This window comes from Pseudomonas sp. P2S-1, assembly GCF_057197725.1.
Genome location: NZ_CM170068.1, coordinates 618677 through 641835, shown reverse-complemented (window position 1 = coordinate 641835; position 23159 = coordinate 618677). Strand labels below are relative to the sequence as shown.

Annotated in this window: 20 protein-coding genes; 13 read left to right on the top strand and 7 right to left on the bottom strand. The window is 66.4% G+C overall.

What is annotated here, in order from left to right:
* Positions 1–24: 24 nt before the first annotated feature.
* The 3 genes from AC2CQI_RS03020 to AC2CQI_RS03010 all read right to left on the bottom strand — a co-directional run bounded on the left by AC2CQI_RS03020 (position 25) and on the right by AC2CQI_RS03010 (position 2448).
* Positions 25–924, bottom strand: coding sequence for a DUF4880 domain-containing protein (locus AC2CQI_RS03020; protein ID WP_484579119.1), 900 nt, complete (start codon positions 922–924; stop codon positions 25–27).
* Entirely contained in the window at positions 921–1439 is a 519-nt protein-coding gene (locus AC2CQI_RS03015) for a sigma-70 family RNA polymerase sigma factor (protein WP_484579118.1), read from the bottom strand. The genes AC2CQI_RS03020 and AC2CQI_RS03015 overlap by 4 nt, the downstream gene beginning before the upstream one ends.
* 229 nt (positions 1440–1668) lie before the next feature.
* Complete coding sequence (locus AC2CQI_RS03010) at positions 1669–2448, bottom strand: IclR family transcriptional regulator (protein WP_075805576.1); 780 nt, start codon at positions 2446–2448, stop codon at positions 1669–1671.
* A 325-nt stretch (positions 2449–2773) separates the two neighbouring features.
* On the opposite strand from AC2CQI_RS03010, the gene AC2CQI_RS03005 reads away from it, so the two are divergent.
* The 8 genes from AC2CQI_RS03005 to AC2CQI_RS02970 all read left to right on the top strand — a co-directional run bounded on the left by AC2CQI_RS03005 (position 2774) and on the right by AC2CQI_RS02970 (position 12750).
* A complete protein-coding gene (locus AC2CQI_RS03005; RefSeq protein ID WP_484579117.1) occupies positions 2774–4144 on the top strand; it encodes an aminotransferase in 1371 nt (456 codons plus the stop codon).
* Positions 4145–4179: 35 nt separating this feature from the next.
* On the top strand, positions 4180–5295 hold the full coding sequence (locus AC2CQI_RS03000; protein ID WP_484580576.1) for an ABC transporter ATP-binding protein: 1116 nt from the start codon (positions 4180–4182) through the stop codon (positions 5293–5295).
* Between the two features lie 87 nt (positions 5296–5382).
* Positions 5383–6432 carry an ABC transporter substrate-binding protein gene (locus tag AC2CQI_RS02995; protein WP_075805574.1) on the top strand — a complete coding sequence of 350 codons (1050 nt, stop codon included), beginning with the start codon at positions 5383–5385 and terminating at the stop codon, positions 6430–6432.
* A 28-nt stretch (positions 6433–6460) separates the two neighbouring features.
* Positions 6461–7678, top strand: a complete 1218-nt coding sequence (locus AC2CQI_RS02990) for an ABC transporter permease (RefSeq protein WP_484579116.1) — start codon at positions 6461–6463, stop codon at positions 7676–7678.
* Positions 7675–8475, top strand: a complete 801-nt coding sequence (locus AC2CQI_RS02985; protein ID WP_484579115.1) for an ABC transporter permease — start codon at positions 7675–7677, stop codon at positions 8473–8475. Before AC2CQI_RS02990 ends, AC2CQI_RS02985 begins: the two co-directional genes overlap by 4 nt.
* Positions 8476–8963: 488 nt before the next feature.
* Positions 8964–10292 carry an MFS transporter gene (locus AC2CQI_RS02980; protein ID WP_484579114.1) on the top strand — a complete coding sequence of 443 codons (1329 nt, stop codon included), beginning with the start codon at positions 8964–8966 and terminating at the stop codon, positions 10290–10292.
* Positions 10293–10301: 9 nt separating this feature from the next.
* Positions 10302–11429 (top strand): class II histone deacetylase, encoded by a 1128-nt coding sequence (locus AC2CQI_RS02975; protein WP_484579113.1) that lies wholly within the window; start codon positions 10302–10304, stop codon positions 11427–11429.
* 97 nt (positions 11430–11526) lie between these two features.
* Entirely contained in the window at positions 11527–12750 is a 1224-nt protein-coding gene (locus AC2CQI_RS02970; RefSeq protein ID WP_484579112.1) for an OprD family porin, read from the top strand.
* Between the two features lie 93 nt (positions 12751–12843).
* On the opposite strand, the gene AC2CQI_RS02965 is transcribed toward AC2CQI_RS02970, so the two are convergent.
* The 4 genes from AC2CQI_RS02965 to AC2CQI_RS02950 all read right to left on the bottom strand — a co-directional run bounded on the left by AC2CQI_RS02965 (position 12844) and on the right by AC2CQI_RS02950 (position 18331).
* The gene (locus tag AC2CQI_RS02965; RefSeq protein ID WP_075805568.1) at positions 12844–13644 is read right to left on the bottom strand and encodes an IclR family transcriptional regulator; all 801 of its coding nucleotides are present in this window, start codon (positions 13642–13644) and stop codon (positions 12844–12846) included.
* Positions 13645–13719: 75 nt separating this feature from the next.
* Complete coding sequence (locus AC2CQI_RS02960; protein ID WP_484579111.1) at positions 13720–15060, bottom strand: MFS transporter; 1341 nt, start codon at positions 15058–15060, stop codon at positions 13720–13722.
* Positions 15061–15148: 88 nt separating this feature from the next.
* Positions 15149–16738 carry a GMC family oxidoreductase gene (locus AC2CQI_RS02955; protein ID WP_484579110.1) on the bottom strand — a complete coding sequence of 530 codons (1590 nt, stop codon included), beginning with the start codon at positions 16736–16738 and terminating at the stop codon, positions 15149–15151.
* A 162-nt stretch (positions 16739–16900) separates the two neighbouring features.
* On the bottom strand, positions 16901–18331 hold the full coding sequence (locus AC2CQI_RS02950) for an NAD-dependent succinate-semialdehyde dehydrogenase (protein WP_484579109.1): 1431 nt from the start codon (positions 18329–18331) through the stop codon (positions 16901–16903).
* 192 nt (positions 18332–18523) lie between these two features.
* Here AC2CQI_RS02950 and AC2CQI_RS02945 point away from each other — a divergent pair, with 192 nt between their 5' ends.
* The 5 genes from AC2CQI_RS02945 to AC2CQI_RS02925 all read left to right on the top strand — a co-directional run bounded on the left by AC2CQI_RS02945 (position 18524) and on the right by AC2CQI_RS02925 (position 23145).
* Complete coding sequence (locus AC2CQI_RS02945) at positions 18524–18916, top strand: cupin domain-containing protein (RefSeq protein WP_484579108.1); 393 nt, start codon at positions 18524–18526, stop codon at positions 18914–18916.
* A complete protein-coding gene (locus AC2CQI_RS02940) occupies positions 18913–19680 on the top strand; it encodes an HpcH/HpaI aldolase family protein (protein ID WP_484579107.1) in 768 nt (255 codons plus the stop codon). The genes AC2CQI_RS02945 and AC2CQI_RS02940 overlap by 4 nt, the downstream gene beginning before the upstream one ends.
* A gap of 32 nt (positions 19681–19712) precedes the next feature.
* A complete protein-coding gene (locus AC2CQI_RS02935; protein WP_484579106.1) occupies positions 19713–20645 on the top strand; it encodes a DUF6282 family protein in 933 nt (310 codons plus the stop codon).
* Between the two features lie 8 nt (positions 20646–20653).
* Positions 20654–21715 carry a beta/alpha barrel domain-containing protein gene (locus AC2CQI_RS02930; RefSeq protein ID WP_075805623.1) on the top strand — a complete coding sequence of 354 codons (1062 nt, stop codon included), beginning with the start codon at positions 20654–20656 and terminating at the stop codon, positions 21713–21715.
* Positions 21716–21978: 263 nt separating this feature from the next.
* Entirely contained in the window at positions 21979–23145 is a 1167-nt protein-coding gene (locus tag AC2CQI_RS02925) for an MFS transporter (protein WP_484579105.1), read from the top strand.
* The last annotated feature ends 14 nt before the right edge of the window (positions 23146–23159 follow it).

Below are 23159 nucleotides of genomic sequence, written 5' to 3'. Positions count from 1 at the left end.
CGACAAAAAAATTTCAGCTGGCGTCTATGCCGGCACTACCCGTACCCACCAGCGGGTGCGCTCCACCACTTTCACCGGCAGCAGATGGCTGATGTTGTCCAGCAGCGACGCCGGATCATCGAGGCGGAACACCCCGGACAGGCGCAGGTCGGCGATCCGCTCGTCACAGCCCAGCCAGCCATGCCGGTAGCGCCCGGCCTCGGTGAGGAATTCGCCCAGGCGGATATCGTTGACCACCAGCAGGCCACGGCTCCAGGCGAACGGGTCGAGGGGGCTCTTGCCCAGCACCGTCATCGCCGACGCCGACACGCCAAGCCCCTCGCCCGCCAGCACGCGGCGCTGGCCGACCGGCGAGGTGACCAGCACCTCGCCGCGATCGACGCGGATCTCGCTGTAGCCATCGCGCTCGCGCAACGACACCCGCGCCTCGCGGCCGCTGCACTCGGCGAAGCGGCAGCGCGCATGCCAGCGCGCACCGTCCAGCAGCACTTCGCCGGACAGCAGCAACAGTTCGCCGCCCTGCACGTCCACCGAGCTGTCGCCGTTGAGGGTGACCCGGGTGCCATTGCCGAGGTTGATCTGCCGGCGCTCGCCCAGGTGGGTGATGTAGTCGGCATGCCAGGCCGGTGGTGCGCTGACCGCCGCCAGGGCCGTGCCGCCGGCGACCAGGCCGAGCATCTTCAACATCCTGCGTCGGCTGAGGTCGGCGGAGGCGCGCTGGAGCAGCGGGATACTCTGCTCGGCCCGGGGCAACTGGCTGGACTGAAACATCCCGGCCATCTGCTGCAGGCGTTGCCAGGCCAGTTGATGACGCGGGTCGCGGCGCAGCCAGTCATTGAACGGGGCCTGCAACTCGGGGTGGCCGCGCAGGCGCATCTGCCAGTCGATGGCGGCACGCACCACGCTTTCCGGCAGGCGGCTCATGGTGTTGCCTCGAAACACAGGCGGTAACAGTGCAGCAGGGCATTGGCGACATGGCGTTCCACGGTACGGCTGGACACGCCCAGTTGCGCGGCGATCTGCGCGTGGGTCAGGCCGCCGAGCTGGTACAGCAGGAAGGCTTCGCGGGCCGCCGGCTTGAGGCCTTCGAGCATCTGCGCGATGCGCTCCAGGCATTGCAGGGCTTCGTGGCGGACTTCCGGCGAGGGGTAGCTGGCTTCCGGCAGATGGGCCAGGGCTTCGAGGTAGGCACGTTCAAGGGCATCGCGGCGCCAGTGGTCGATCACCAGGCCGCGGGCGATGCGCGCCAGCAGGGCGCGGGGCGAGCGGTTGGTGACCGGCTGGTTGCGTACGAGCAGGCGCACGAAAGTGTCCTGGGCGAGGTCCGCGGCCTGCTGCGAACAGCCCACCGAACGCCGCAGCCAGCCGTTCAGCCAGCCGTGATGGGTGCCGTAGAGCACCTCGAAAGGCACGATGGAATCCGCTTCATGTAGCGACATGGCACCCCCTTCGGAACCAGAGCGGCTGAAATACGGGGGCACATTAATAGCGAATCATTCTTATTTCAATATGTGATTTTCTGACCCATACACAATCCAGGTAGGAGCGTGGCTTGCCCGCGAAGGAGTGCGAAGCGCTCCCAAAATAGTAGGGTCAATGAGATTTTTGGACCGCTGCGCGGTCCTTCGCGGGCAAGCCACGCTCCTACAAGAGCTATGCGCGACCGGGTCAAGGCCCATCCCTGTACCCAAGATTCCACGAAGCCCGCAACGCCGCCTTCTTCAAGGCATGCACCTGCGCCGGGTCCACCTGGCGGGTGATGTTCTGCACCGTCGCCACCAGCGCCACCGCGCCGATGAACTCGGCATTCAACCCGAGGATCGGCGCCGCAATCGCCGAGATCCCCAGGGTCTCTTCCTCGATCGCCGCCGCCCAGCCCTGGGCCCTGACTTCTGCGACCTGGCGCTTGAGTTCCTGACGATCGGTTACGGTATTCACCGTCACCGCCGGCAGCTCCGCCGCCCCCAGCTGATCCACCCCCAACTGCCGGGCAAAGGCCAGCGCCACCTTGCCCTGGGCATTGCAGTGCAGTTGCAGCTCGGTACCGGTGCGCACTCCAATCTCCAGCGCCGACTTGCCCAACTGGGTGTCCACCACCACCAGGCGCCGCCCCTGCAGGACCGAAAGCACCACCGACAGCCCCAGTTCGTCACGCAAATCGCGCAGGGCATCGGCCGAGGCGCTGAGCAGGTCGATGCCCCCCGCCGCCGCATGCCCCAGCACATAGGCCTGCACGCCCAGGCGGTAGCGCGAGGTCTGCGGGTTCTGGCTGAGGTAACCGCGTTCCACCAGGGTTTTCAGATGGCGAAACACCGAACCCTTGGTCGTGCCCAGTTGCACCGCCAGCTCGCTGACGCCGATGTCCTCGCTGGCCCCCGCCACCCGCTCCAGCACATCCAGGGCGAGCTGCACCGAGCGCACGCCGCCCGAGGTCGTTTCTTCCTTCATCGTGAAGATCCCTGATTGGGTAGAAAAATAGACCGCGTTCGCACAGGCGAAACGCGACGATGGCCGGACTATCGCGCAGTTTTATGAAAGCTGACAAGCCCCGCTCCGGCCCGTCCAGGTCCAACCAGATGGCGTATTGCTACGCAACTCCATGATTTACCGAGAATTATCCTTTTACCTCGAACCATCATCACTTGGATAGTTCTTTCAGCGAAAAGCCATTCTTTTAAAAGAAACAAAAAGGATTTGACGAAACTCGCGACCAGTCGTAAAAATGAAACCACGTACCGCATACGCATACAAAAATCGCATCGAGGATAACGTCATGACAGCTCGTGGTTCGGCCCTGGCCCAGCGCGACATCGCCTACCATCTGCACCCCCAGACCAACCTGCGCCTGCATGAGGAGGTCGGACCGCTGCTGATGGAACGTGGCGAGGGCATCTATGTGTTCGACGAACAGGGCCAGCGCTATATCGAAGGGATGTCCGGCCTGTGGTGCGCGACCCTGGGCTTCAGCCAGCCGCGCCTGGCCGAGGCGGCCTACCAGCAGTTGCTCAAGCTGCCCTACCAGCAGACCTTCGCCCACCGCAGCCACGGCCCTGCCGCCGATCTGGCCGCCTTGCTGATCGAACATGCCCCTGCCGGCCTGACCAAGGCGGTGTTCCAGAGCTCCGGCTCGGAAGCCGTGGACACCGCGATCAAGTTCGTCCGCTACTACCACACCGCGATCGGCAAGCCGGGCAAGACCCGCCTGATCGCCCGCCAGCGCAGCTACCACGGCACCACCCTGGCCGCCGCCAGCCTGACCGGCCTGCCGAACATGCACAAAGGCTGGGGCGAGCCGCTGGCCGACGTAATTCATGTGCGCTGCCCGCACCTGTATCGCCAAGGCCTGCCGGGGGAAAGCGAGGAAGCCTTCGCCACCCGCCTGACCGAAGAACTGGAGCAGACCATTCTTGAAGCCGGCCCGGACACCATCGGTGCCTTCTTCGCCGAACCGGTGATGGGCACCGGCGGGGTGATCCTGCCGCCCGCCGGCTATTTCGCCAAGGTCCAGGCGGTGCTGCGCAAGTACGAGATCCTGATGGTCGCCGACGAGGTGATCTGCGGTTTCGGCCGCACCGGCCACTACTGGGGTTGCGACGCCATGGGCATCGAGCCGGACATGCTGACCTGCGCCAAGGGCCTGTCGGCGGCGTTCCAGCCGATCTCGGCGCTGCTGGTCAGCGAGCGCATCTACCAGGTGATCGCCGATCAGAGCCAGGCCCTCGGCGGCCTGGGCCATGGCTACACCTACGGCGGCCATCCGGTGGCGGCGGCGGTGGCCCTGGAAACCCTCAAGCTCTACGACGAGCTGGATATCGTCGCTCATGTCCGCGACGTGGCCCCGGCGTTCCAGGCCGGCGTGCGCGCCCTGGCCGACCATCCGCTGGTGGGCGAGGCCCGGGGCATAGGCCTGATGGCGGCCCTGGAATTCGTCGCCGACAAGGACAGCCGCACGCCCTTCCCCGCCGAGCTGAAGATCGCCCAGCAGGTCAGCAACGCCCTGCAGCGCAACGGCATCCTCCTGCGCGCCCTCGGCGACACCCTGGTCATGGCGCCGCCGCTGATCGTCGATGCGCAGCAGATCGCGACTATCCTCAACGCACTGACCCAGGCCCTGGACGACGTGCTGGCAGGTATCCGGCCATGATCGCCCAGGACCTCCGCCCCTTGCCCAAGGCTGCCATGAACACCGAGCCCGACGCCCCCGACCCGCTGGCCGACGCCCCGCTGCTGGTGCGTTTCGAGGAGGTCTGCAAGACCTACGACGAACGCGCCTGGGTGGTCGACAACCTGCACCTGGATATCCGCCAGGGCGAGTTCCTGTCCTTGCTCGGCCCCAGCGGCTCGGGCAAGACCACCACACTGATGATGCTCGCCGGCTTCGATGCCCCGGACCGCGGGCGCATCCTCATGGACGGCGCCGATATCAGCCGCCTGCCGGCCTACCGCCGCGATATGGGCGTGGTGTTCCAGAGCTACGCGCTGTTCCCGCATATGAGCGTGGCGCAGAACGTGGCCTTCCCTCTCAACCTGCGCAAGGTGGGTGCCGCCGAAACCCGTGAGCGGGTGCGCGAAGCCCTGGCCCTGGCGCGTCTCGAGGGTTTCGAGGACCGCCAGCCGGGCCAGCTCTCCGGCGGCCAGCAGCAACGGGTCGCCCTGGCCCGGGCCCTGGTCTACCGGCCGCGCATGCTGCTGATGGACGAACCCCTCGGCGCGCTGGACAAGGCCCTGCGCGAGCATATGCAGCTGGAGCTCAAGGCGATCCACAAGCAACTGGGCATCACCTTCATCTATGTCACCCATGACCAGGACGAGGCGATGACCATGTCCGACCGGGTGGCCGTGTTCAACGAAGGCCGCATCGCCCAGATCGCCGCGCCGCAGACCCTGTACAACCGCCCGGCGACGCGCTTCGTCGCCAACTTCCTCGGCGAGACCAACCTGCTGGAAGGCCGGGTGGTCAACAACGCCGACGGCTTCGCCACCCTGCGCCTCGACGAGGACGGCTCGCTGCACCACGCCCGCTGCGCCGACACCCGCCTGACCGTGGGCGACAACGCGGCCCTGGCGATCCGCCCGGAAAACCTGCGCCTGGCCAGCGGCGACGAGCCGGCCGTGGCCGCGCGGGTGATCGACAGCATCTTCCATGGCGCCCACTGCCGCCTGCGCCTGCACATGGCCGGCGGCAGCGAGCTGTCGATGACCTACAACCCGGGCAGCCTCGGCCGCCCGGCGCCGCTGCCGGGCGAGGCCGTGACCCTCGGCGTGCCGCCGCAGCTGGCGATGATCCTGCGCTGATCCACTACAAGAACAAGCACCACCCGATTCGATGAACCGCTCTGACACTGCCGTCCAAAACCAATTTCAAAGGCTGGGAGTTCCATCATGTTCAGCACCCGCTCCGTCCGTCATTTCACCCTCACCCTCTGCGGCCTTGCCCTGTGTGCCGGCGCGGCCCAGGCCCGCGACCTGACCGTGGCCTCCTGGGGCGGCGCCTACCAGGACGTGCAACGCAAGATCTTCTTCGAGCCCTACAGCCAGGCCAGCGGCAACAAGGTGGTCGACGACAGCTGGGAAGGCGGCATCGGCCTGCTGCGCACCCGGGCCGAAGGCCAGGACGGCGGCTGGGACCTGGTCCAGGTGGAAGCCGAGGACCTGCAACTGGGTTGCGGCGAAGGCCTGTTCATGGCCCTGGACTTCAACCGCATTGGCGGCAAGGACAGCTACATCCCCAGCGCCGTCAGCGAATGCGGCGTGGGCAACGCGGTGTACAACTTCGTCATCGGCTACGACACCAGCAAGCTGTCCCGCGCCCCCACCGGCTGGGCGGATTTCTTCGACACCAGGACCTTCCCCGGCAAGCGCGCCCTGCGCCAGGGGCCCAAGGGCAACCTGGAAATCGCCCTGATGGCCGACGGCGTGGCCCCGGCCGAGGTGTACAAGACCCTCAACCTGCCCGGCGGCGTCGATCGCGCCTTCAAGAAGCTCGACAGCATCAAGGACCAGCTGCTGTTCTGGAAGGCCGGCGGCCAGCCAATGCAACTGCTGGCCTCGGGCGAAGTCGCCATGACCACCTCCTACAACGGCCGGGTGACCAACGCCATCCGCCAGGACCACAAGCCCTTCGGCCTGGTCTGGAACCAGTCGCTGCAGACCATGGACAGCTGGGTGATCCTGGCCAACTCGCCTAACGAGGACAAGGCCTACGGCCTGCTCAAGGTGATGGGCGAAGGCGAGCACCAGAAGCTCTGGCCGGCCCTGCAACCTACCGGGATCACCTCGCGCAAAGGCATCGCCGACACTGACCCGGCCGCCCTGGCCGACTCGCCGAGCGCCCCGCAGAACGCGGCCAACGTACTGGTACTGGACGACAAGTTCTGGGTCGACCGCATCGACGAACTGAATGCCAAGTGGACCGCCTGGTCGGCCAAGTGACCCTTGCCACCGTTGCCGAGGAATCGACATGAGCGCTGTAGCCCTCACCCCTTCACTGCCAGTGGTCGCGCGCAAGGACCGCGCCGCCCTCTGGCGCGCCTATGGCCTGCTGGCGCCACTGGTACTGTTCCTGCTGCTGACCTTCGTCGGCCCGATCGGCACCCTGCTGTGGCGCGCCGTGGCCGACAACGAACTGCCCCAGGCCCTGCCCACCACCGCCCGCGCCCTGTCGGCGTGGGACGGGCGTTCGGCGCCGGACGAAACCCTGTTCAAACCCTTCGCCGCCGACCTGCGCCAGGCCAGCCCCCGCGACCTTGCGGCACTGGCCCGACGCCTGGCCTATGAAGCGCCGGCCCTGCGCAGCCTGCTGGCCACGGCCAAGCGCGAAGTCGCCGGCCTCGACGGCAGCGCCGCAGCCATGGGCGCCCTGGACCCGCGCTGGCTGGACAACGCCACCTGGCAGACCTTCAAGCGCGCCGCCGGGCCGGTAGGCAGTTACCACCTGCTGTCGGCGGTGGACCTCAAGCACGACTACCAGCAGGGCCTGGTGAACAAGGACGAAGCGGGCCTGTACCGCTCGATCCTGGCGCGCACCTTCAGCATCGCCGCGCTCACCACCCTGTTCTGCGTGTTGCTGGCGTTCCCGCTGTGCGTGTTCCTCGACCGGCGCACGCCGCGCACGCGCAACCTGCTGCTGTTGATGATCCTGCTGCCGTTCTGGACCTCGATCCTGGTGCGGACCACCGCGTGGATGGTGCTGTTGCAGGACGGTGGCATGGTCAATGCCCTGCTCATGGCCCTGGGCTGGATCGACAGCCCGGTACACCTGCTCTACAACCGCTTCGGGGTGATCCTCGCCCTGGTCCATGTGATGTTGCCGTTCATGGTCTTCCCGCTGCTGGCGGCCATGGCCGGCTGCAACCGCCTGCTGGTGCAGGCCGCGTATTCCATGGGCGCGCGACCGCTGCGGGTGTTCTTCCAGGTCTACCTGCCGCAGGTACTGCCGGGGCTGGCGGCCGGGGCGCTGATGGTGTTCATCGTCACCCTCGGTTTCTACATCACCCCGGCGCTGCTGGGCGGGCCGGCGGATCAGATGATCAGCTTCTATATCGCCCAGTTCACCACCGGCACCCTCAACTGGGGCCTGGCCTCGGCCCTCGGCCTGGTGCTGCTGGTCGCCACCACCCTGCTCTACCTGATCCAGGCGCACCTGGCCCGGCGTGGCGCGCAAGGAGTCCAACGATGATACGCAACCCCAACAGCGGCCGCCTGGCCTGGTTCGGCAACCTCGGGCTGTCGCTCAGTGGCTGGCTGGTGCTGGCCTTTCTCCTGCTGCCGATCCTGGTGGTGCTGCCGCTGTCGTTCAGCGACAGCCGCTATATGTCGTTGCCGCTGGGCAACTTCACCTTGCACTGGTACGAGGCATTCTTCGGCTCGTCGCAGTGGCTGGGGGCCTTGTTCAACAGCTTTGCGATTGCCGTGGCCAGTACCGTGCTGGCAGTGGTCCTGGGTGGACTGGCGGCGCTGGGCCTGCGCCATCCGGCGATGCCGGGCAAGCGGGTGATCGAGGTGCTGCTGATCGCGCCGATGATCGTCCCGGCGGTGATCGTCGGAGTGGGCATGTACTTCGTCTTCGCCAATGCCGGGCTGACCCGCAGTTATCTCGGGTTGATCCTGGCGCACACCACGCTGGCGGTGCCCTTCGTCATCGTCAACGTCGGCTCGGCGCTGGGGGGCTTGAACCAGCGCTTGCTGTGGGCGGCGGCGAGCATGGGCGCAACGCCGTGGATGACCCTGCGCAAGGTGACCTTGCCGCTGGTCTCGCCGGGGCTGATTTCCGGCGCGCTGTTCGCCTTCGCCACCTCGCTGGACGAGGTGGTGGTGACGCTGTTCCTCGCCGGGCCTGACCAGCGCACCTTGCCGCGGGAGATGTTCACCACGGCGCGGGAAGCGTTGAGCCCGGTGCTGCTATCGGCGGCGACGATCATGGTGCTGTTTGCCACGTTGCTGTTGCTGGTATCGCGGTCGTTGAGCAAACGCTGAACTATCACTGACTTGCCGAGCCCCCCTGTGGGAGCTGGCTTGCCAGCGATTTGGCCCGACCTGGCAACCTCTTTGTCCAGGCCGGCCTCATCGCTGGCAAGCCAGCTCCCACAAGGTCCGCGCCAAACACTGATCTGGGGACTGGCATAGAACCTGTGGGAGCTGGCTTGCCAGCGATTTGGCCCGACCTGACAACCTCTTCGTCCAGGCCGGCCTCATCGCTGGCAAGCCAGCTCCCACAAGGTCCGCGCCAAACATTGATCTGGGGACTGGCATAGATCCTGTGGGAGCTGGCTTGCCAGCTCCCACAGGGTCTTCGGCTGCCTGGGAGATAGCGGTGAAAAACCCGCCGAAATGCCCCGCCAAGATCCTTGACAGCCCTCCCAACCCCTCCCTAACATCACCAACCAGAGAAACGCTGTTTCTTCAAAAAGAACAAAACCCACATTGCTCACTGCCAACAACAATTCCCATAACAGAGAGACGCAATGAACCTGATCTCCCGCCGCACCTTCGCCAACGACCAGGACAGCATCCTGTACAACCGCATCGCCTGGCGCATCCTGCCGTTCCTCTTCGTGCTCTACGTGGTGGCCTTCCTCGATCGGGTCAACGTCGGCTTCGCCAAGCTGCAGATGGCTGCCGATATCGGTCTCAGCGACATGGCCTTCGGCTTCGGCGCCGGGGTGTTCTTCCTCGGCTACTGCCTGTTCGAGATCCCCAGCAACATGATGCTGCAGAAGGTCGGCGCACGGCTGTGGATCACCCGCATCATGGTGGCCTGGGGCATCATCTCGACCTCGATGATGTTCGTCTCCAGCCCCACCTCCTTCTACATCCTGCGCTTTCTCCTCGGCGTCGCCGAAGCCGGCTTCTACCCGGGCGTGGTGCTTTACCTGACCTACTGGCTGCCGTCCTATGCCCAGTCCCAGGGCCTGGCCTGCCTGAGCCTCGGCGTGGGTATCGCCGGGGTGATCGGCGGGCCGCTGTCGGGCTGGATCATGCAGACCTTCGCCGGCATGGGCGGGCTGGCCGGCTGGCAGTGGCTGTTCCTCCTCGAAGGCCTGCCGGCGGTGATCCTCGGTATCGTGGTGTTCTTCTACCTGGATGACCGCCCGGGCAAGGTGCGCTGGCTGAGCAAGGAACAGAACGCCAAGGTGGTGGCCGACCTCGACCGTCAGCGCCAGAGCTTCGAAAAGGCCGGCGCCACCCACACCTTCGCCAGCGCCTTCCGCCACCGCGGCCTGTGGTGCCTGGTGTTCGTCAACTTCGCCCTGCTCTGCGGCACCTACGGCGTGTCGTTCTGGCTGCCGCAGATCATCCGCAGCCTGGGTGAACAGACCCTGCTGCAGACCGGGCTGATCTCCGCCATTCCCTTCGCCGTGGGCTCGGTGTGCATGCTGATCGTCGGCAAGCACTCCGACCGCACCCGCGAACGGCGCTGGCACGCCTCGCTGTCGATCCTCGCCGCCTGCCTCGGCCTGACCCTCAGCGCCGCCCTGCAGGCCAACCCGTTCCTGTGCCTGTTCAGCCTGTGCATCGCCATGGCCGGCTGCCTGTCGGCGTTCAACGTGCTCTGGGCGATCCCCGGCACCCTGCTGACCGGCAGCGCCACCGCCGCCGGCATCGCCCTGATGACCACCGTCGGCAACCTCGGCGGCTATGCCAGCCCGTTCATGATGGGCTGGGTCAAGCAGGCCAGCGGGCACCTCGAGTACGGCCTGTACATCCTCGCCGCACTGACTTTCGCCGCCGCCCTGGTGATGACGCGCATGCGCCCGCAAAGCCAGCCCGCCGCCCTCGCCGCCTCGCACTAAGGAGCCCGCATGAGCGCTACCCGTTTTTTCCACGACGAACACTGTTTCTGGCACAGCGGCGGCATGTTCGCCCTGACCCTGCCGGTGGGCGGCTGGGTCGAACCGCCGTCCGGCTCGGCCCATGCCGAATCGCCGGAATCCAAGCGCCGCCTGAAGAACCTGGTGGAGGTTTCCGGCCTCGGTCGCCAGCTCACTCACCAGGGTGGCGAGCCGGTGAGCCTGGAGCAGATGCTGCGCGTGCACACCCCCGGCTATCTGGAGCGCTTCCGCCAGCTCTGCGAGAACGGCGGTGGCCTGCTCGACCCCGGCGCCCCGGTGGGTCCGGACACCTGGGCCGTGGCGCGGGTCTCCGCCGGGCTGGCCTGCAACGCCGTCGGCCAGGTGCTGCGCGGTGAATGCCGCAATGCCTACGTGCTGAGCCGGCCACCGGGGCACCACTGTCTCGCCGACCAGGCCATGGGCTTCTGCTACCTGAACAATATCGCCATCGCCATCGAGGAAGCCCGGGCGCAACTGGGCCCGCTGCGGGTCGCGGTGCTGGACTGGGACGTACACCACGGCAACGGCACCCAATCGATCTACTACGAGCGCGACGACGTGCTGACCCTGTCGATCCACCAGCAGCGCGCCTACCCTCGCGGCTATACCGGCGAAGAGGACGTCGGCAGTGGCGCCGGCCATGGCTGCAACCTGAATATCGCCCTGCCACCAGGCAGCGGCCACGAGGCCTACGTACATGCGATGAACAGCGTGGTGGTCCCGGCCCTGGAAGCCTTCGAGCCGCAACTGATCATCGTCGCCTGCGGCTTCGACGCCAACGGTGTGGACCCGCTGGGGCGCATGCTCCTGCACAGCGACAGCTTCCGCGAGCTGACCCGCATCACCCGGGAAGTCGCCGAGCGGGTGTGCCAGGGCAAGCTGGTGCTGGTCCACGAAGGCGGCTACGCCGAAGCCTACGTGCCGTTCTGCGGCCTGGCGGTGATCGAGGAACTGGCCGGCATCCGCACGGCAGTGGCCGACCCGATGCTGGACATGCTGGTCGCCCAGCAGCCAGACGCGCATAACGTGGCGCACCAGTGCGAGGTGATCGACCGCGGCGCGCGGCTCTGGCGACAGCAGGTCGAGCGACTTCGCTGAGGTAAAACCTTTCCGTTTCTACAACCCTGCGGTCCACGCCCTGTTCCGATCCCGGAGCAGGCCGCGTGCCCGCGCACCTGCCTGGAAACCTAAAACAATGAATGGCAAAACCCTTCTCGCCCTGGCGATTCCCTGCGCCCTTCCCTTCAACGCCCTGGCCGAGGGCGGCGGCTTCGTCGAGGACGCGCACTTGTCGATCAAGGCGCGCAACTTCTACATGAACCGCAACTTCCTCGACGACCGCACGTCGCAGAACTACTCGGAAGAATGGGCCCAGGGCTTTATCGGCATCTTCGAATCCGGCTTCACCCAGGGCACCGTCGGCTTCGGCGTGGACGCCATCGGCCTGCTCGGCATCAAGCTCGACACCGGCAACGGCCGCAAGGGCGGCGGCACCCTGCTGCTGGAAGAGGACAGCGACGGCGCCAAGGGCAGCTACGGCTACGGTGGCGCGGCGGTGAAAGCGAAGTTCTCCAACACCGTGCTCAAGTACGGCGACCAGTTGATGAACCTGCCGGTACTGGCCACCAGCGACAACCGCCTGCTCCCGGAAACCACCCAGGGCTGGCTGCTGACCAGCAAGGAAATCGACGGCCTGACCTTGCATGCGGGGCACTTCACCGCCCTGCGCAGCCGGGACCAGAGCGAGCATGACAGCGGCGGCATGACCACGGTGGACCTGGTCGGCGGCAACTACCAGTTCAACCGCGACCTCAGCGCCCGCCTCTATCACTCGGACGTCGACGACTACTGGCGCAAGACCTACGCCGGCGCCACCGCGCTATGGCAACTGGCGCCGAACTGGCTGGGCAAGTTCGACTTCAACGGCTATGACACCCGCAGCCAGGGCCGTGAGCTTGGTGGCAAGCTGGACAACCGTATCTGGAGCCTGGCGGCGACCCTGAGCACCGGCCCCCACAGCGTGATGATCGCCCACCAGCGGGTCAGCGGGGACGGCAACTACACCTATGGGGTGGACGGCAACAGCACGGTGTTCCTGGCCAACTCGGTGCAGTATTCGGACTTCAACTACGAGAACGAGCGCTCGTGGCAGGCGCGTTATGACTTCGATTTTGCGGCGGTGGGGGTGCCGGGGCTGAGCTTTATGACCCGGTATCTGCGCGGTACCGATTTCCATACGGCGCAGACCACTGACGGCAAGGCCTGGGAGCGGGATATCGAGCTGAAGTATGTGGTGCAGTCGGGGGCGGCGAAGGACTTGTCCATGCGCGTGCGCCAGGCGAGCTTCCGCAGTGCGGACCGGGGGCTAAACTTCAATGAGGTGAGGTTGATTACCGAGTATCCGTTGAACATCTTCTGAGGATTCAAGGGCCTCATCGCTGGCAAGCCAGCTCCCACAGGGACCGCGTGCACCGCTAAACCTGTGGGAGCTGGCTTGCCAGCGATTGCGGTTCTACAAGCGCTGATAAGTCCCCGCATGCAACCGCTCGCTGATCTCCGCCGCCGCCGATTGCAGTTCCCGCAGCATCGCTGCCGGTGGCGGCGAAGGGATCGCCGCGCTCGGCCCGACAATGCCGATGGTCCCGACGATCTGGTCGTTCTCCCTGAACAACGGGCAGCACAAGGCATTGATCCCCAGGGTCACCTCCCCGTCCGCATCGTCATACAGCCGCTGCCGAATCAGCTCAAGACGCGCCGCCAGTTGCTCCGGCTCATGCAGGGTGCGCTCGGTCAGTTGCGGCATCTTGCGTCGCATCACCCGCTGCTGGCTGGCCGCATCGGCAAACGCCAGCACCGTCCGGCCCTGGGCCGAGCAGTACGGCAGCACACGGTTGCCCGGCTTGACCGAGATGCACACGTTGGCCTTGGATTCGACGCAGGACACCACCAGCGCCGTGTCGTGGGTGGCCACGGCGAGCAGCGCGGTCTGCCCGGTGGCATCGCGGATACGGGTGAGATAGGGGTCGGCGATGGCGCGCAGGTCGAACTGCTCGCCGGCCGCCTCGCCATAGGCCACCAGGCGCGCACCGAGCATGTACTTCTCGCTCGCCGGATCCTGTTCGAGGATGCCCAACTGGCGCATCGAGGCGAGGTGGCGGTAGGTACGCGGCTTGGCGGTCTGCAGCAGTTGCGCCAGTTCGGTCACGCCCAGGGGACGGCGGGCGGCGGTGAGTTCATCGAGCAGGCGGAAAACCATTTCCACCGACTCCAGCAGCGCAGGACCGCTGCTGGGCTTTTCTTCATTCTGGTCCAATCGATCACCTCGTACCGGTAACGGGAAAGTGATCGATTGTATCGCTGCGCGAAACGCTTGTGTTGGTGCGCAACACTAAATTGCTGAAGGTTGGCCGACTCGCTGTGCCTGTCCGCTGCCCGGAGTCTTCACCGAGAACATCGCCAGCGCGCCGAGTACGGTCATCACCGCCAGCACGTACAGACCGTATTCCAGGTGCCCGCTGCTCTGCTTGACCCAGCCCATCATGAACGGGCTGGCATAGCCGCCGAGGTTGCCGATGGTGGCGATCAGGGCGATGCCCGCCGCCGCCGCAGTCCCGGTTAGCAGTACGCCCGGCAAGGCCCAAAGCACGCAGAACCCGGCCAGGCCACCGGACATCGCCAGGCTCAGCCCGGCCAGGGACAGCACCGGCTGGTCATGGAAGAACGCCGCCATCGCCAGCCCCGCCGCCGAGGCCAGGTTGCACAGGGTGCCGTGCCAGCGCCGCTCGCGGGTGCGGTCGGAATGGCGGCTGACCAGGATCATCACCACCGAGGCGATGGCGAACGGGATCGCGGCGATAAAGCCGGTGCGGGTGAGGCTCTCGATCCCCAGGTTGCGGACGATCTGCGGCAGCCAGAACGACACGCCATACGTGCCGCAGAGCAAGGCGAAGTTCACGTAGATCAGGCGCCACAGGTCCTTGTTGACGAAGGCCGCGCGGAAGTTGTGCCCGGCACCGGCCTGCTCCTGCTGGCGACGCTGTTCGGCCAGCTGGCGCACTACCCGCTCGTTCTGCTCCGGGGTCAGCCAGTGCACCTTGCCGGGACGATCATCCAGGTAGAAGAACACCACGATGCCGAGGATCACCGCCGGCATCCCTTCGAGCAGGAACAGCCATTGCCAGCCGGCCATGCCCGCTACGCCGGCGAAGGTCTGCATGATCCAGCCCGACAGCGGGCTGCCGATCACCCCGGCCATGGCGATGCCGAGGTTGAACCAGGCCATGCCCTGGGAACGGGCGTGGGACGGGAACCAGTAGGTCATGTACAGGACCACGCCGGGATAGAAACCGGCCTCGGCCATGCCCAGGAGAAAACGCAACACGTAGAACTGGTTCGGCGTGCTGACGAACATCATCGACACCGAGAGCAGCCCCCACATCACCATGATACGGGTGATCCAGAAACGCGCCCCGACCCGCTGCAGCATCATGTTGCTGGGGATCTCGCACAGGCAGTAGCCGATGAAGAAGACCCCGGCACCGAAGCCGAAGGCCAGGTCGCTGAGGCCGATATCGGCGGACATCTGCAACTTGGCGAAGCCAACGTTGACCCGGTCGAGGAAGGCGATGATGTACAGCACGAAGAGAAACGGCAGCAGCCGCCAGGCAATGCGGTTGTAGAGCTGGCTGTCCTGCTCGTTGTCGAAGGTATTGCGGGCTATGAGGTTCATCGCGGCACTCTTGTAATTGTTGTCTCGGCGAAGGGTGTAAAGCGCATCCGTGCGGGCCGGCGTCAGCGCCGGCCTGAAGAACCTCCGGTCATGCCTGGGCGGCGAGGATGAAATCCGCGCAGCGCTCGCCGATCATGATGCTCGGCGCATTGGTATTGCCACTGACGATCGTCGGCATGATCGAGGCGTCGGCCACGCGCAGGCCCTTGATCCCGTGCACGCGCAGGTCAGGAGCGACCACCGCATCCCGGCCCTGGCCCATGCGGCAGGTGCCGGCGGGGTGGAACACGGTCTTGGCGACCATGCGCACATAGTCCTCGAACACTTCGTCGGGAACATCGTCCTCTTCCGGTAGCAGCAGCATGCTTTCCACCAGGGAGGCCAGGGCCGGGGCACGGAGGATGCGGCGAGCCATCTTTACTCCGGCGACCATGGTACGCATGTCTTCCGGGTCGCTGAGGTAGTTGGCGTTGAGCGCCACCTCGTCCTGCGGGTCGGCGCTTTTCAGGCGCAGGCGCCCACGGGAACGGGGACGCAGGGCGCAGGGGTTGATGGAAACACCATGGCCGTCCGGCGGCAGGCGGTCGATATCGCCGACCAGCGCCGGAACCACGTGGAACTGCACGTCCGGGCGACCGCAACCGGTGGCATCGACGAAAGCACCGCTTTCCACCACATTGGAACTGAGCAGGCCGCGGCGCGAGGCCAGGTACTTGAGGCCGTGGCCGAGGGCACGCAGGCCGCGGTCATGGCCGAGCAGGCTGTCGGGCGTGCGGATACGGGCGTAGACCGAGGCGCTGAGGTGGTCCTGGAAGTTCTCGCCGACACCGGGCAGGTCGAGGCGCACCGGGATGCCCAGTTCGTCCAGGTGGGCACGGGGGCCGATGCCCGAGAGCATCAGCAGTTTCGGCGAGGCGATGGCCCCGGCGCTGACGATCACTTCGGCGCTGGCGCGGAAGCTGACGGTGGCGCCACGGCTGTCCACGGCTTCGACACCGACCACGCGCTCGCCTTCGAACAGCAGGCGGGTGGCGAGAGTTTCGGTCATTACGGTCAGGCGCGGATCACCGCGCAACGGCTTGAGATAGGACACCGCCGAGCTGGCCCGACGGCCCTGGCTGGTGGTGGTCTGGTAGAAGCCGGCGCCTTCCTGGCGGGCGCCATTGAAGTCGTCGTTGGCCGGGACCCCGGCCTCCACGGCGGCGCAGACGAAGGCTTCGCTCAGCGGGTGGCGGTGGCGTGGGTCGCTGACCTTGAGCGGCCCGGCCTGGCCGTGGAGCTGGCCGCCGAGACGGGCGTTGTCCTCGCAGCGACGGAATACCGGGAGCACGTCGTCCCAGCCCCAGCCGGGGCAGCCGCTGGCCTTCCACTCGTCATAGTCCTCGGCCTGGCCGCGGATATAGATCATCGCGTTGACCGCGCTGCCGCCGCCCAGGGTGCGGCCCTGGGGGATGAAGACCTGGCGCTGGTTGACGAAGGGTTCCGGCTCGGTGCGGTACATCCAGGTACGGCGGGTGCCGTGGACACGGATGAAGGTGCCGGGGATATGGATATAGGGATGGTTGTCGGCGGGGCCGGCTTCCAGCAGCAGCACGCGGCGCCCGGCCCGGGCCAGGCGCGCGCTGAGGGCGCAGCCGGCGGAACCGGCGCCGATCACGATGTAGTCGAAGGTTTGCATTGTTTTTATTCTCGCCGTAAGTCGCTGGACTCAAGGAGCGGGAGCGGCGCGAACCTTGTGGGAGCTGGCTTGCCAGCGATGACGTCAGTGAATTCACTATCGCTATCGCTGGCAAGCCAGCTCCCACAGGTTCCCTGCTAGCTCAGGAGGTCATGTGCTCGATCAGCCCACCTGGCTGACGAACTTGGTGGTGAAGTAGGCGTCCAGCCCTTCGCTGCCGCCCTCGCTGCCATAGCCACTGTCCTTCACACCGCCGAACGGCGTTTCCGGCGCGGCCAGGCCGAAGTGGTTGATCGAGACCATCCCCGACTCCAGTTCGTCAGCGAGCAAGGTGGCGCGCTGGATCGAACGGGTGAAGGCGAACGCAGCCAGGCCAAACGGCAGGCTGTTGGCCTTGTCGATCACGTCCTCCAACGTGGAGAAACGCACGATCGAGGCGATCGGTCCGAACGGTTCCTCGCTCATGACCCGGGCATTCTCCGCCACGCCCGTCAGCACCGTGGCCGGATAGAAGAAGCCCTCGCCCTCCCCGCGCTGACCACCCAGGGCCAACTGCGCCCCCGTCGCCAGGGCATCGTCGACATACTCCTGCACCGCCGCCACCCGCCGCGGGTTGGCCAGCGGGCCGAGCTGGCTGGACGGGTCCTGGCCATCGCCCATCTTCAAACCGGCACCGGCACGGCAGAAGGCCGCGACGAACTGGTCGTACACCGCATCCTGCACATAGAAGCGGGTCGGCGAGGCGCAGATCTGCCCGCCGTTGCGGAATTTCAGGCCAGCGCCCAGCGCGGCCACCGCCTCGACATCGACGTCATCGCAAACGATGAACGGCGCATGCCCGCCCAGCTCCAGGGTGCAGCGCTTGAGGTACTGTCCGGCCAGAGCGCCCAGCGCGCGGCCCACCGGCACGGAACCGGTAAAGGACACCTTGCGGATCACTTCGGAACGGATCAGGTAGTCGGACACCTCGGCCGGCACGCCGAACACCAGGTTCAGCACGCCCGGCGGCACCCCGGCATCCTGAAACGCGCGGCACAGCTCGATGCAGGACGACGGGGTTTCCTCCGGGCCCTTGGCGATGATCGAGCAGCCAGCCGCCAGCGCCCCGGCGATCTTGCGCACCAGCTGGCTGACCGGGAAGTTCCACGGACTGAACGCTGCCACCGGGCCGATCGGCTCGCGCAGCACCACCTGGCGCACGCCACGGGCACGGGGCGGAATCACCCGGCCGTAGGCGCGCCGCCCCTCTTCGGCGTACCAGTCGATATGGTCGCCGGCACCGAAAGCTTCCATCTTCGCCTCGGCCAGCGGCTTGCCCTGCTCCAGGGTAATCAGCGCGGCGATTTCATCGGAACGCTCGCGCACCAGGTCGGCGGCACGGCGCAGCACCTTGGAGCGCTCGTAGGCCGAGACCTTGCGCCAGGCCTGGAAACCGCGCTGGGCAGCGGCCAGGGCGCGGTCCAGATCGGCAGTGCAAGCCAGGCCCAGGCGGGCGATCAGCTCGCCCGTGGCGGGGTTGAACACATCGGCCTGGCGCTCATGGCCACCTGCCGACCATTGACCGTCGATAAGAAGAGACTCGATAACGCGCATGGACCAACTCCTCCAGAGCTTTCTATTTCTTGCATAGAAATGTTGTTTTGATGTGCGACACATCCTATGAGGCGATCCGAGCACCTGTCAAGGCATGAAAAAGGCACTTGACCGGCGCTGCCAGCGAGGATTAGCTTTATCGAACAGCGAAACAATATTCCTACAAAAGAAATACAAAACGGAGTGATACCGATGAGCCTCGCCCAAGCCCTGCTGCATAACTGGAACGATCTGCCCCGCGAAGTGGTACGCAAGGGCGTGGAGCGCGTCGCCTTCCGCGGCGACGACACCCTGTGCGTGATGAACTGGCTGAGCCCGGGCATGGATGTCTTCCCCCACAGCCACACCTTCGAGCAACTGGTGATCATCGTGCAGGGCCGGGTGCGCTTTCACCTGGGCGACGAGGTGGTCGAGGGCGGCCCCGGCAGCATGATCCGCATCCCGCCGCACGTGATGCATTACGCCGAGCCGCTGGGCGACGAGGTGGTGATGAACCTCGACGTGTTCTCGCCGATCCGCGACGACTACCGCCACCTGATCGAATACCAGGCTGCCGAGTTCGCCGCCGTGGAAGCCTCGGCATGAGCAGCCCGACCTTCACCCAGCGCCTGCGCGCCGGGGACACCCTGCTGACCAGTTTTATCAAGACCCCGGCCCATGCCGTGGTGGAGATCGCCGGGGATGCCGGGCTGGACGGTGTGGTGCTGGACACCGAGCACGCACCCTTCGATGCCGCCAGCCTGGACCGCAGCCTGCTCGCCTGCCGTGCCGCTGCGGTGGCGGGCTTGGTGCGGGTCGCCGACCAGCGCCCGGCCACCCTGCTCCAGGCCCTGGACCTGGGCGCCGACGGCCTGGTGCTGCCGCATATCGTCGGCGCCGAACAAGCCCGCCACGTGCTGGCCGCGACCCGTTATCGCGACGGTTGCCGGGGCTTCTCCAACTCGCCCCGGGCCGGTGGTTATGGCCGCGCCAACCTGGCCGAGCACCTGGCGGCGGAAGACGGTCGCCACGCCATGGTCGCGCAGATCGAGGACCGTGAAGCGCTGGACAACCTGGCGGCCATCGCCGCCGTCGCCGAGATCGACTGCCTGCTGGTGGGGCGTGCCGACCTCAGCGTGTCCCTCGGCGCCAGCCGCCTCGACGATCCCCGGGTCGAGGACGCCACCCTGCGTGCCATCGATGCCGCCCGCAGCGCCGGCAAGGCCGCCGGGATCTTCGTCGCCAGCCTCGAGGATCTCGACCGTTTCGCCGAACGCGGCGTGACCCTGTTCATTCTCGGCTCCGACCAGGCGCTGCTGCGCGCCGGCTGGAGCCAACAGGTCAGGCACCTGCGCAACCGCGCCCGCTGACCCCACCCGACAATAAAAAAGAGGTACCTGCCATGAATGCCATCCTGACCCCGACTGCCAGCGAAGAACGCCAGGCCCGCATCAATGAACTGCTGCACGGCGCCATCGACCTGCATTGCCATAGCGGTCCTTCGGTGATGCCGCGCTACTGCGACCATATCGAAGCCATGCGCGAAGCCTCCGAAGCCGGACTCAAGGCCGTGTTGCTCAAGGACCACTACTACAGCTGCACGCCGGTCACCACCCTGCTCAACAAGCACTTCAGTGAACTCGACGTGCACATGCTCTCCGGCGTGCCGCTGAACAACTCGGTGGGCGGCCTCAACGTGCATGCGGTGGAGCACGGCCTGAACCTGGGCGCCAAGCTGGTGTGGATGCCGACCTTCTCCTCGGCCAACCACATTGCCCACCATCACCAGGACGTGAAGTTCGTCGAGAAATTCCCCCAGACCACCCAGCGCATGCTGCAGCCGATCCCGCTGACCGTGCTCGATGACGACGGCAAGCTGAAGGAAGAGGTCAAGGCCATCCTCGACCTGATCGCCGCCCAGGACGTGGTGCTCTCCGCCGGGCACCTGAATATCCGCGAGATCTGGCCGCTGTTCGAGGAAGCGCGCAAGCGCGGGGTCAAGCGCCTGCTGGTCAACCACCCGACCTATGTCGTGGACGCCACCCTCGACGACATGCGCCAGCTGGCCAGGGAAGGCGTGTTCATGGAGCACTCGATGTGCATGTGGGTCCCGGGCTCCAAGTTCAAGTTCTATGACGACACCTTCCTGCGCCAGGTGATCGAGGCCGGCACCATCGACCTCACCATCCTCGGCTCCGACCTTGGCCAGCAGGGCAACCCGAGCATCGCCGACGGCTTCCGCAACGTGATCGGCCAGTTGCTCGACCTGGAATACAGCGACGCCGACATCCGCAAGATGATCTCCGGCAACGCCGCCCGGCTGATGAACCTGTGAGCGCCGTCATGACCCGACTCACCACCCGCATCGGCAACCTGACCCTGAAGAACCCGGTGATCTGCGGCGCCGGCGAGCAGACCATGACCGCCGAGGCGATCCGCGCCGCCCTGCACAGCGGCGCCGGGGCGGTGGTGGCGAAATCCACCAACGAGTCCCAGGCCGCCAAGGCCCAGCTGGACAAGACCGACTACGTGCTGCTGGACAGCCACTGGCGGCGCCTGCCCTGGAACTTCGCGCCGCCGGCCGATGCGCATCTGTTCGGGCGCTCCGGGCTGGTCCAGCGGGACTTCGACCAGTGGCTGGAAGAACTGGCCGGGCTCGACCGCGAAGCGCGGATGCTGGACAGCTATGTGGTGCCGAGCCTGATCCTCAGCGACCTGGAGCAATGCGCCGAATTTGCCCGGCGCATCGAGCAGGCCGGGTTGCGGGTGCTGGAGCTGAATATCGGTGCGCCCCATGGCGAGGAAGCGGCCAAGGGCGCCATTGTCCTGGAGCGCGGTGCGGCGCGGATCGAGACGATCGTCCGCAGGATCCGCGAAGCGACCCGCCTGCCGCTGTGGATCAAGCTCACCGGGCAAAGCGAGGATGTCGTCGGCCTGGCCCAGGCGGCACGCCGTGGCGGGGCTGACAGCGTGGTGATGATGGGGCGCTTCATGGGCTTTCTGCCAGACCTCGACACCGGCCTGCCGCTGCTGGGCACCAGTGCCGCCATCGGCGGTGCCTGGGCCCTGCCCCTCACGGCGCGCTGGCTGATGCTGACGCGCAAGGCCATGGCCGATGACTATCCGCTGATCGCCACCAATGGTGCGCGCAACGGGCTGGATGTGGCGCGCTTCCTGTTGGCCGGGGCTTGTGCCACGGAGATGACGTCGGCGGTGTTTACCGGCGGCTATGAAGTCCTGAGCCGGGCCGTCGAGGAGCTGGATGCCTACGTCGCCAGTCGCGACAGCAGTGTCGAGGCCTTGCTCGGCAGTGCGGCGGATCGGGTCGAGAGCTACCAGCAACAGGCCGACCGACCGGGCTGGTGGCAGGGCTTCGCCCCAAAGCCGACGGGGTCTCCCGAGTGAAGCGGTTGTGTCGGGAGATCACTGAGAGTTGGCGGATGTTGGCACCCTGAGAGGTTGAGAGTGTTCTTCAGGGCCTCATCGCTGGCAAGCCAGCTCCCACAGGTTCAGCGGCGCACGCGATACCTGTGGGAGCTGGCTTGCCAGCGATGAGGCCCGGGCGAACGACAGATTAATATCTGCCTGACTCAACTCCACCATTCCCATGACAATCCCCCACCCCGCCCATGCTAGAACGGCACCTTCCCCCGACCCGGAAGGTATCAATGTCCGCCAGCTCCCGCTTCACCCTGTTCTGCATCGCCTGCTTCCTGCTGTCCATCTCCTACGGTGCGACCTTCCTCCTGTCGCTGCTGGTGCATTCCTTCGGCGGTAACGAGCGCGACGCCGGCCAGGTCTTCGCCGTGGCCATGTGCACCACCCTGGTCGCAGTCCTGCTTTCCGGCCACCTGATGCAGCGCATCGGCGCTGCCCGTGGCGTGGCCTGGGCAGCGGCCTCCCTGGTCCTGGCCTCGCTGGGCTTCGCCCTGGTGCCCGGCCTGGGCAATGCCCTGCTGGCCTGCGGCGTGCTGCTCGGCATTGGCTGGGGCATTTTCTACACCCTTGGCCCGATCATGGTCGCGGCCATGGTCGAGCCCGCGCGCCGCACCCACTGCTTCGCCCTGCTTTCCGGCAGCATGCTCAGCGGCATCGGCAGCGGACCGTTGCTGGGCAAGCTGGCCAGCCTCGGCGGCCTGCCGGTGCAAACCGCATACTTCTGTGCCGCCGTGGCGGCGACCTTGAGCGCCATCTATTTCTGGCGCCTTGGTGCAGGCCTGGACGGACAGAAACCCGCCGAACGGGTGCAGATCAGCCTCGCCGCCACCGGCCGGGTACTGGGCTCACGCTCGGCATTCTCGATCCTGCTGGTCGGCCTCGGCGGCGCGATCTTCGGCGGCATGGGCAGCTTCCAGACCAGCTACGCGGCGAGCCTGGGGCTGGATTATTCGCTGTTCTTCATCGGCTTCATGGGCGCGGCGATCTGCTGTCGGCTGCTGATCGCCGGCTGGGTGGTCAAGCGCAATCCGTTCGCCAGCGCCTGGGTGCTGACCAGCCTGATGCTCCTGGCGGTACTGGGCTTTGGCGGCTGGGTACATGACAGCGTCGGCTATCTGTTGATGGCAGCACTGCTCGGCGTCGGCTATGGCCTGAACTACTCGGTGATCAACGGCCTCGCCGCCAATGAAGCGCCCCAGGGCCTGACGGCGCAGGCCTTGCTGCTGTTCAGCCTGTCGTATTTCATCGGAGTGTTCGGCTTCCCCTTCGTCGCCGGCAAGCTGATCAGCCATGGCGGGGTGCAGGGAATGCTGGTCAGCGTCGGGGTGATTGCCGGTGTGGTCTGGCTCGTGAGTGGTGGGCGCTGGGTGGCCTGGCGACTGGCTTGCAGAACCTGACCACTGCGCTCGCC

Coding starts and splice junctions, on each gene's coding strand:
- AC2CQI_RS02945 (WP_484579108.1), top strand. CDS start 18,524: ATGAGCCTCGCCCAAGCCCTGCTGCATAACTGGAACGATCTGCCCCGC.
- AC2CQI_RS02960 (WP_484579111.1), bottom strand. CDS start 15,060: ATGAACCTCATAGCCCGCAATACCTTCGACAACGAGCAGGACAGCCAG.
- AC2CQI_RS02950 (WP_484579109.1), bottom strand. CDS start 18,331: ATGCGCGTTATCGAGTCTCTTCTTATCGACGGTCAATGGTCGGCAGGT.
- AC2CQI_RS02985 (WP_484579115.1), top strand. CDS start 7,675: ATGATACGCAACCCCAACAGCGGCCGCCTGGCCTGGTTCGGCAACCTC.
- AC2CQI_RS03015 (WP_484579118.1), bottom strand. CDS start 1,439: ATGTCGCTACATGAAGCGGATTCCATCGTGCCTTTCGAGGTGCTCTAC.
- AC2CQI_RS02930 (WP_075805623.1), top strand. CDS start 20,654: ATGACCCGACTCACCACCCGCATCGGCAACCTGACCCTGAAGAACCCG.
- AC2CQI_RS03010 (WP_075805576.1), bottom strand. CDS start 2,448: ATGAAGGAAGAAACGACCTCGGGCGGCGTGCGCTCGGTGCAGCTCGCC.
- AC2CQI_RS02925 (WP_484579105.1), top strand. CDS start 21,979: ATGTCCGCCAGCTCCCGCTTCACCCTGTTCTGCATCGCCTGCTTCCTG.
- AC2CQI_RS02955 (WP_484579110.1), bottom strand. CDS start 16,738: ATGCAAACCTTCGACTACATCGTGATCGGCGCCGGTTCCGCCGGCTGC.
- AC2CQI_RS02935 (WP_484579106.1), top strand. CDS start 19,713: ATGAATGCCATCCTGACCCCGACTGCCAGCGAAGAACGCCAGGCCCGC.
- AC2CQI_RS02990 (WP_484579116.1), top strand. CDS start 6,461: ATGAGCGCTGTAGCCCTCACCCCTTCACTGCCAGTGGTCGCGCGCAAG.
- AC2CQI_RS02980 (WP_484579114.1), top strand. CDS start 8,964: ATGAACCTGATCTCCCGCCGCACCTTCGCCAACGACCAGGACAGCATC.
- AC2CQI_RS02940 (WP_484579107.1), top strand. CDS start 18,913: ATGAGCAGCCCGACCTTCACCCAGCGCCTGCGCGCCGGGGACACCCTG.
- AC2CQI_RS03005 (WP_484579117.1), top strand. CDS start 2,774: ATGACAGCTCGTGGTTCGGCCCTGGCCCAGCGCGACATCGCCTACCAT.
- AC2CQI_RS03000 (WP_484580576.1), top strand. CDS start 4,180: ATGAACACCGAGCCCGACGCCCCCGACCCGCTGGCCGACGCCCCGCTG.
- AC2CQI_RS02995 (WP_075805574.1), top strand. CDS start 5,383: ATGTTCAGCACCCGCTCCGTCCGTCATTTCACCCTCACCCTCTGCGGC.
- AC2CQI_RS02975 (WP_484579113.1), top strand. CDS start 10,302: ATGAGCGCTACCCGTTTTTTCCACGACGAACACTGTTTCTGGCACAGC.
- AC2CQI_RS02970 (WP_484579112.1), top strand. CDS start 11,527: ATGAATGGCAAAACCCTTCTCGCCCTGGCGATTCCCTGCGCCCTTCCC.
- AC2CQI_RS03020 (WP_484579119.1), bottom strand. CDS start 924: ATGAGCCGCCTGCCGGAAAGCGTGGTGCGTGCCGCCATCGACTGGCAG.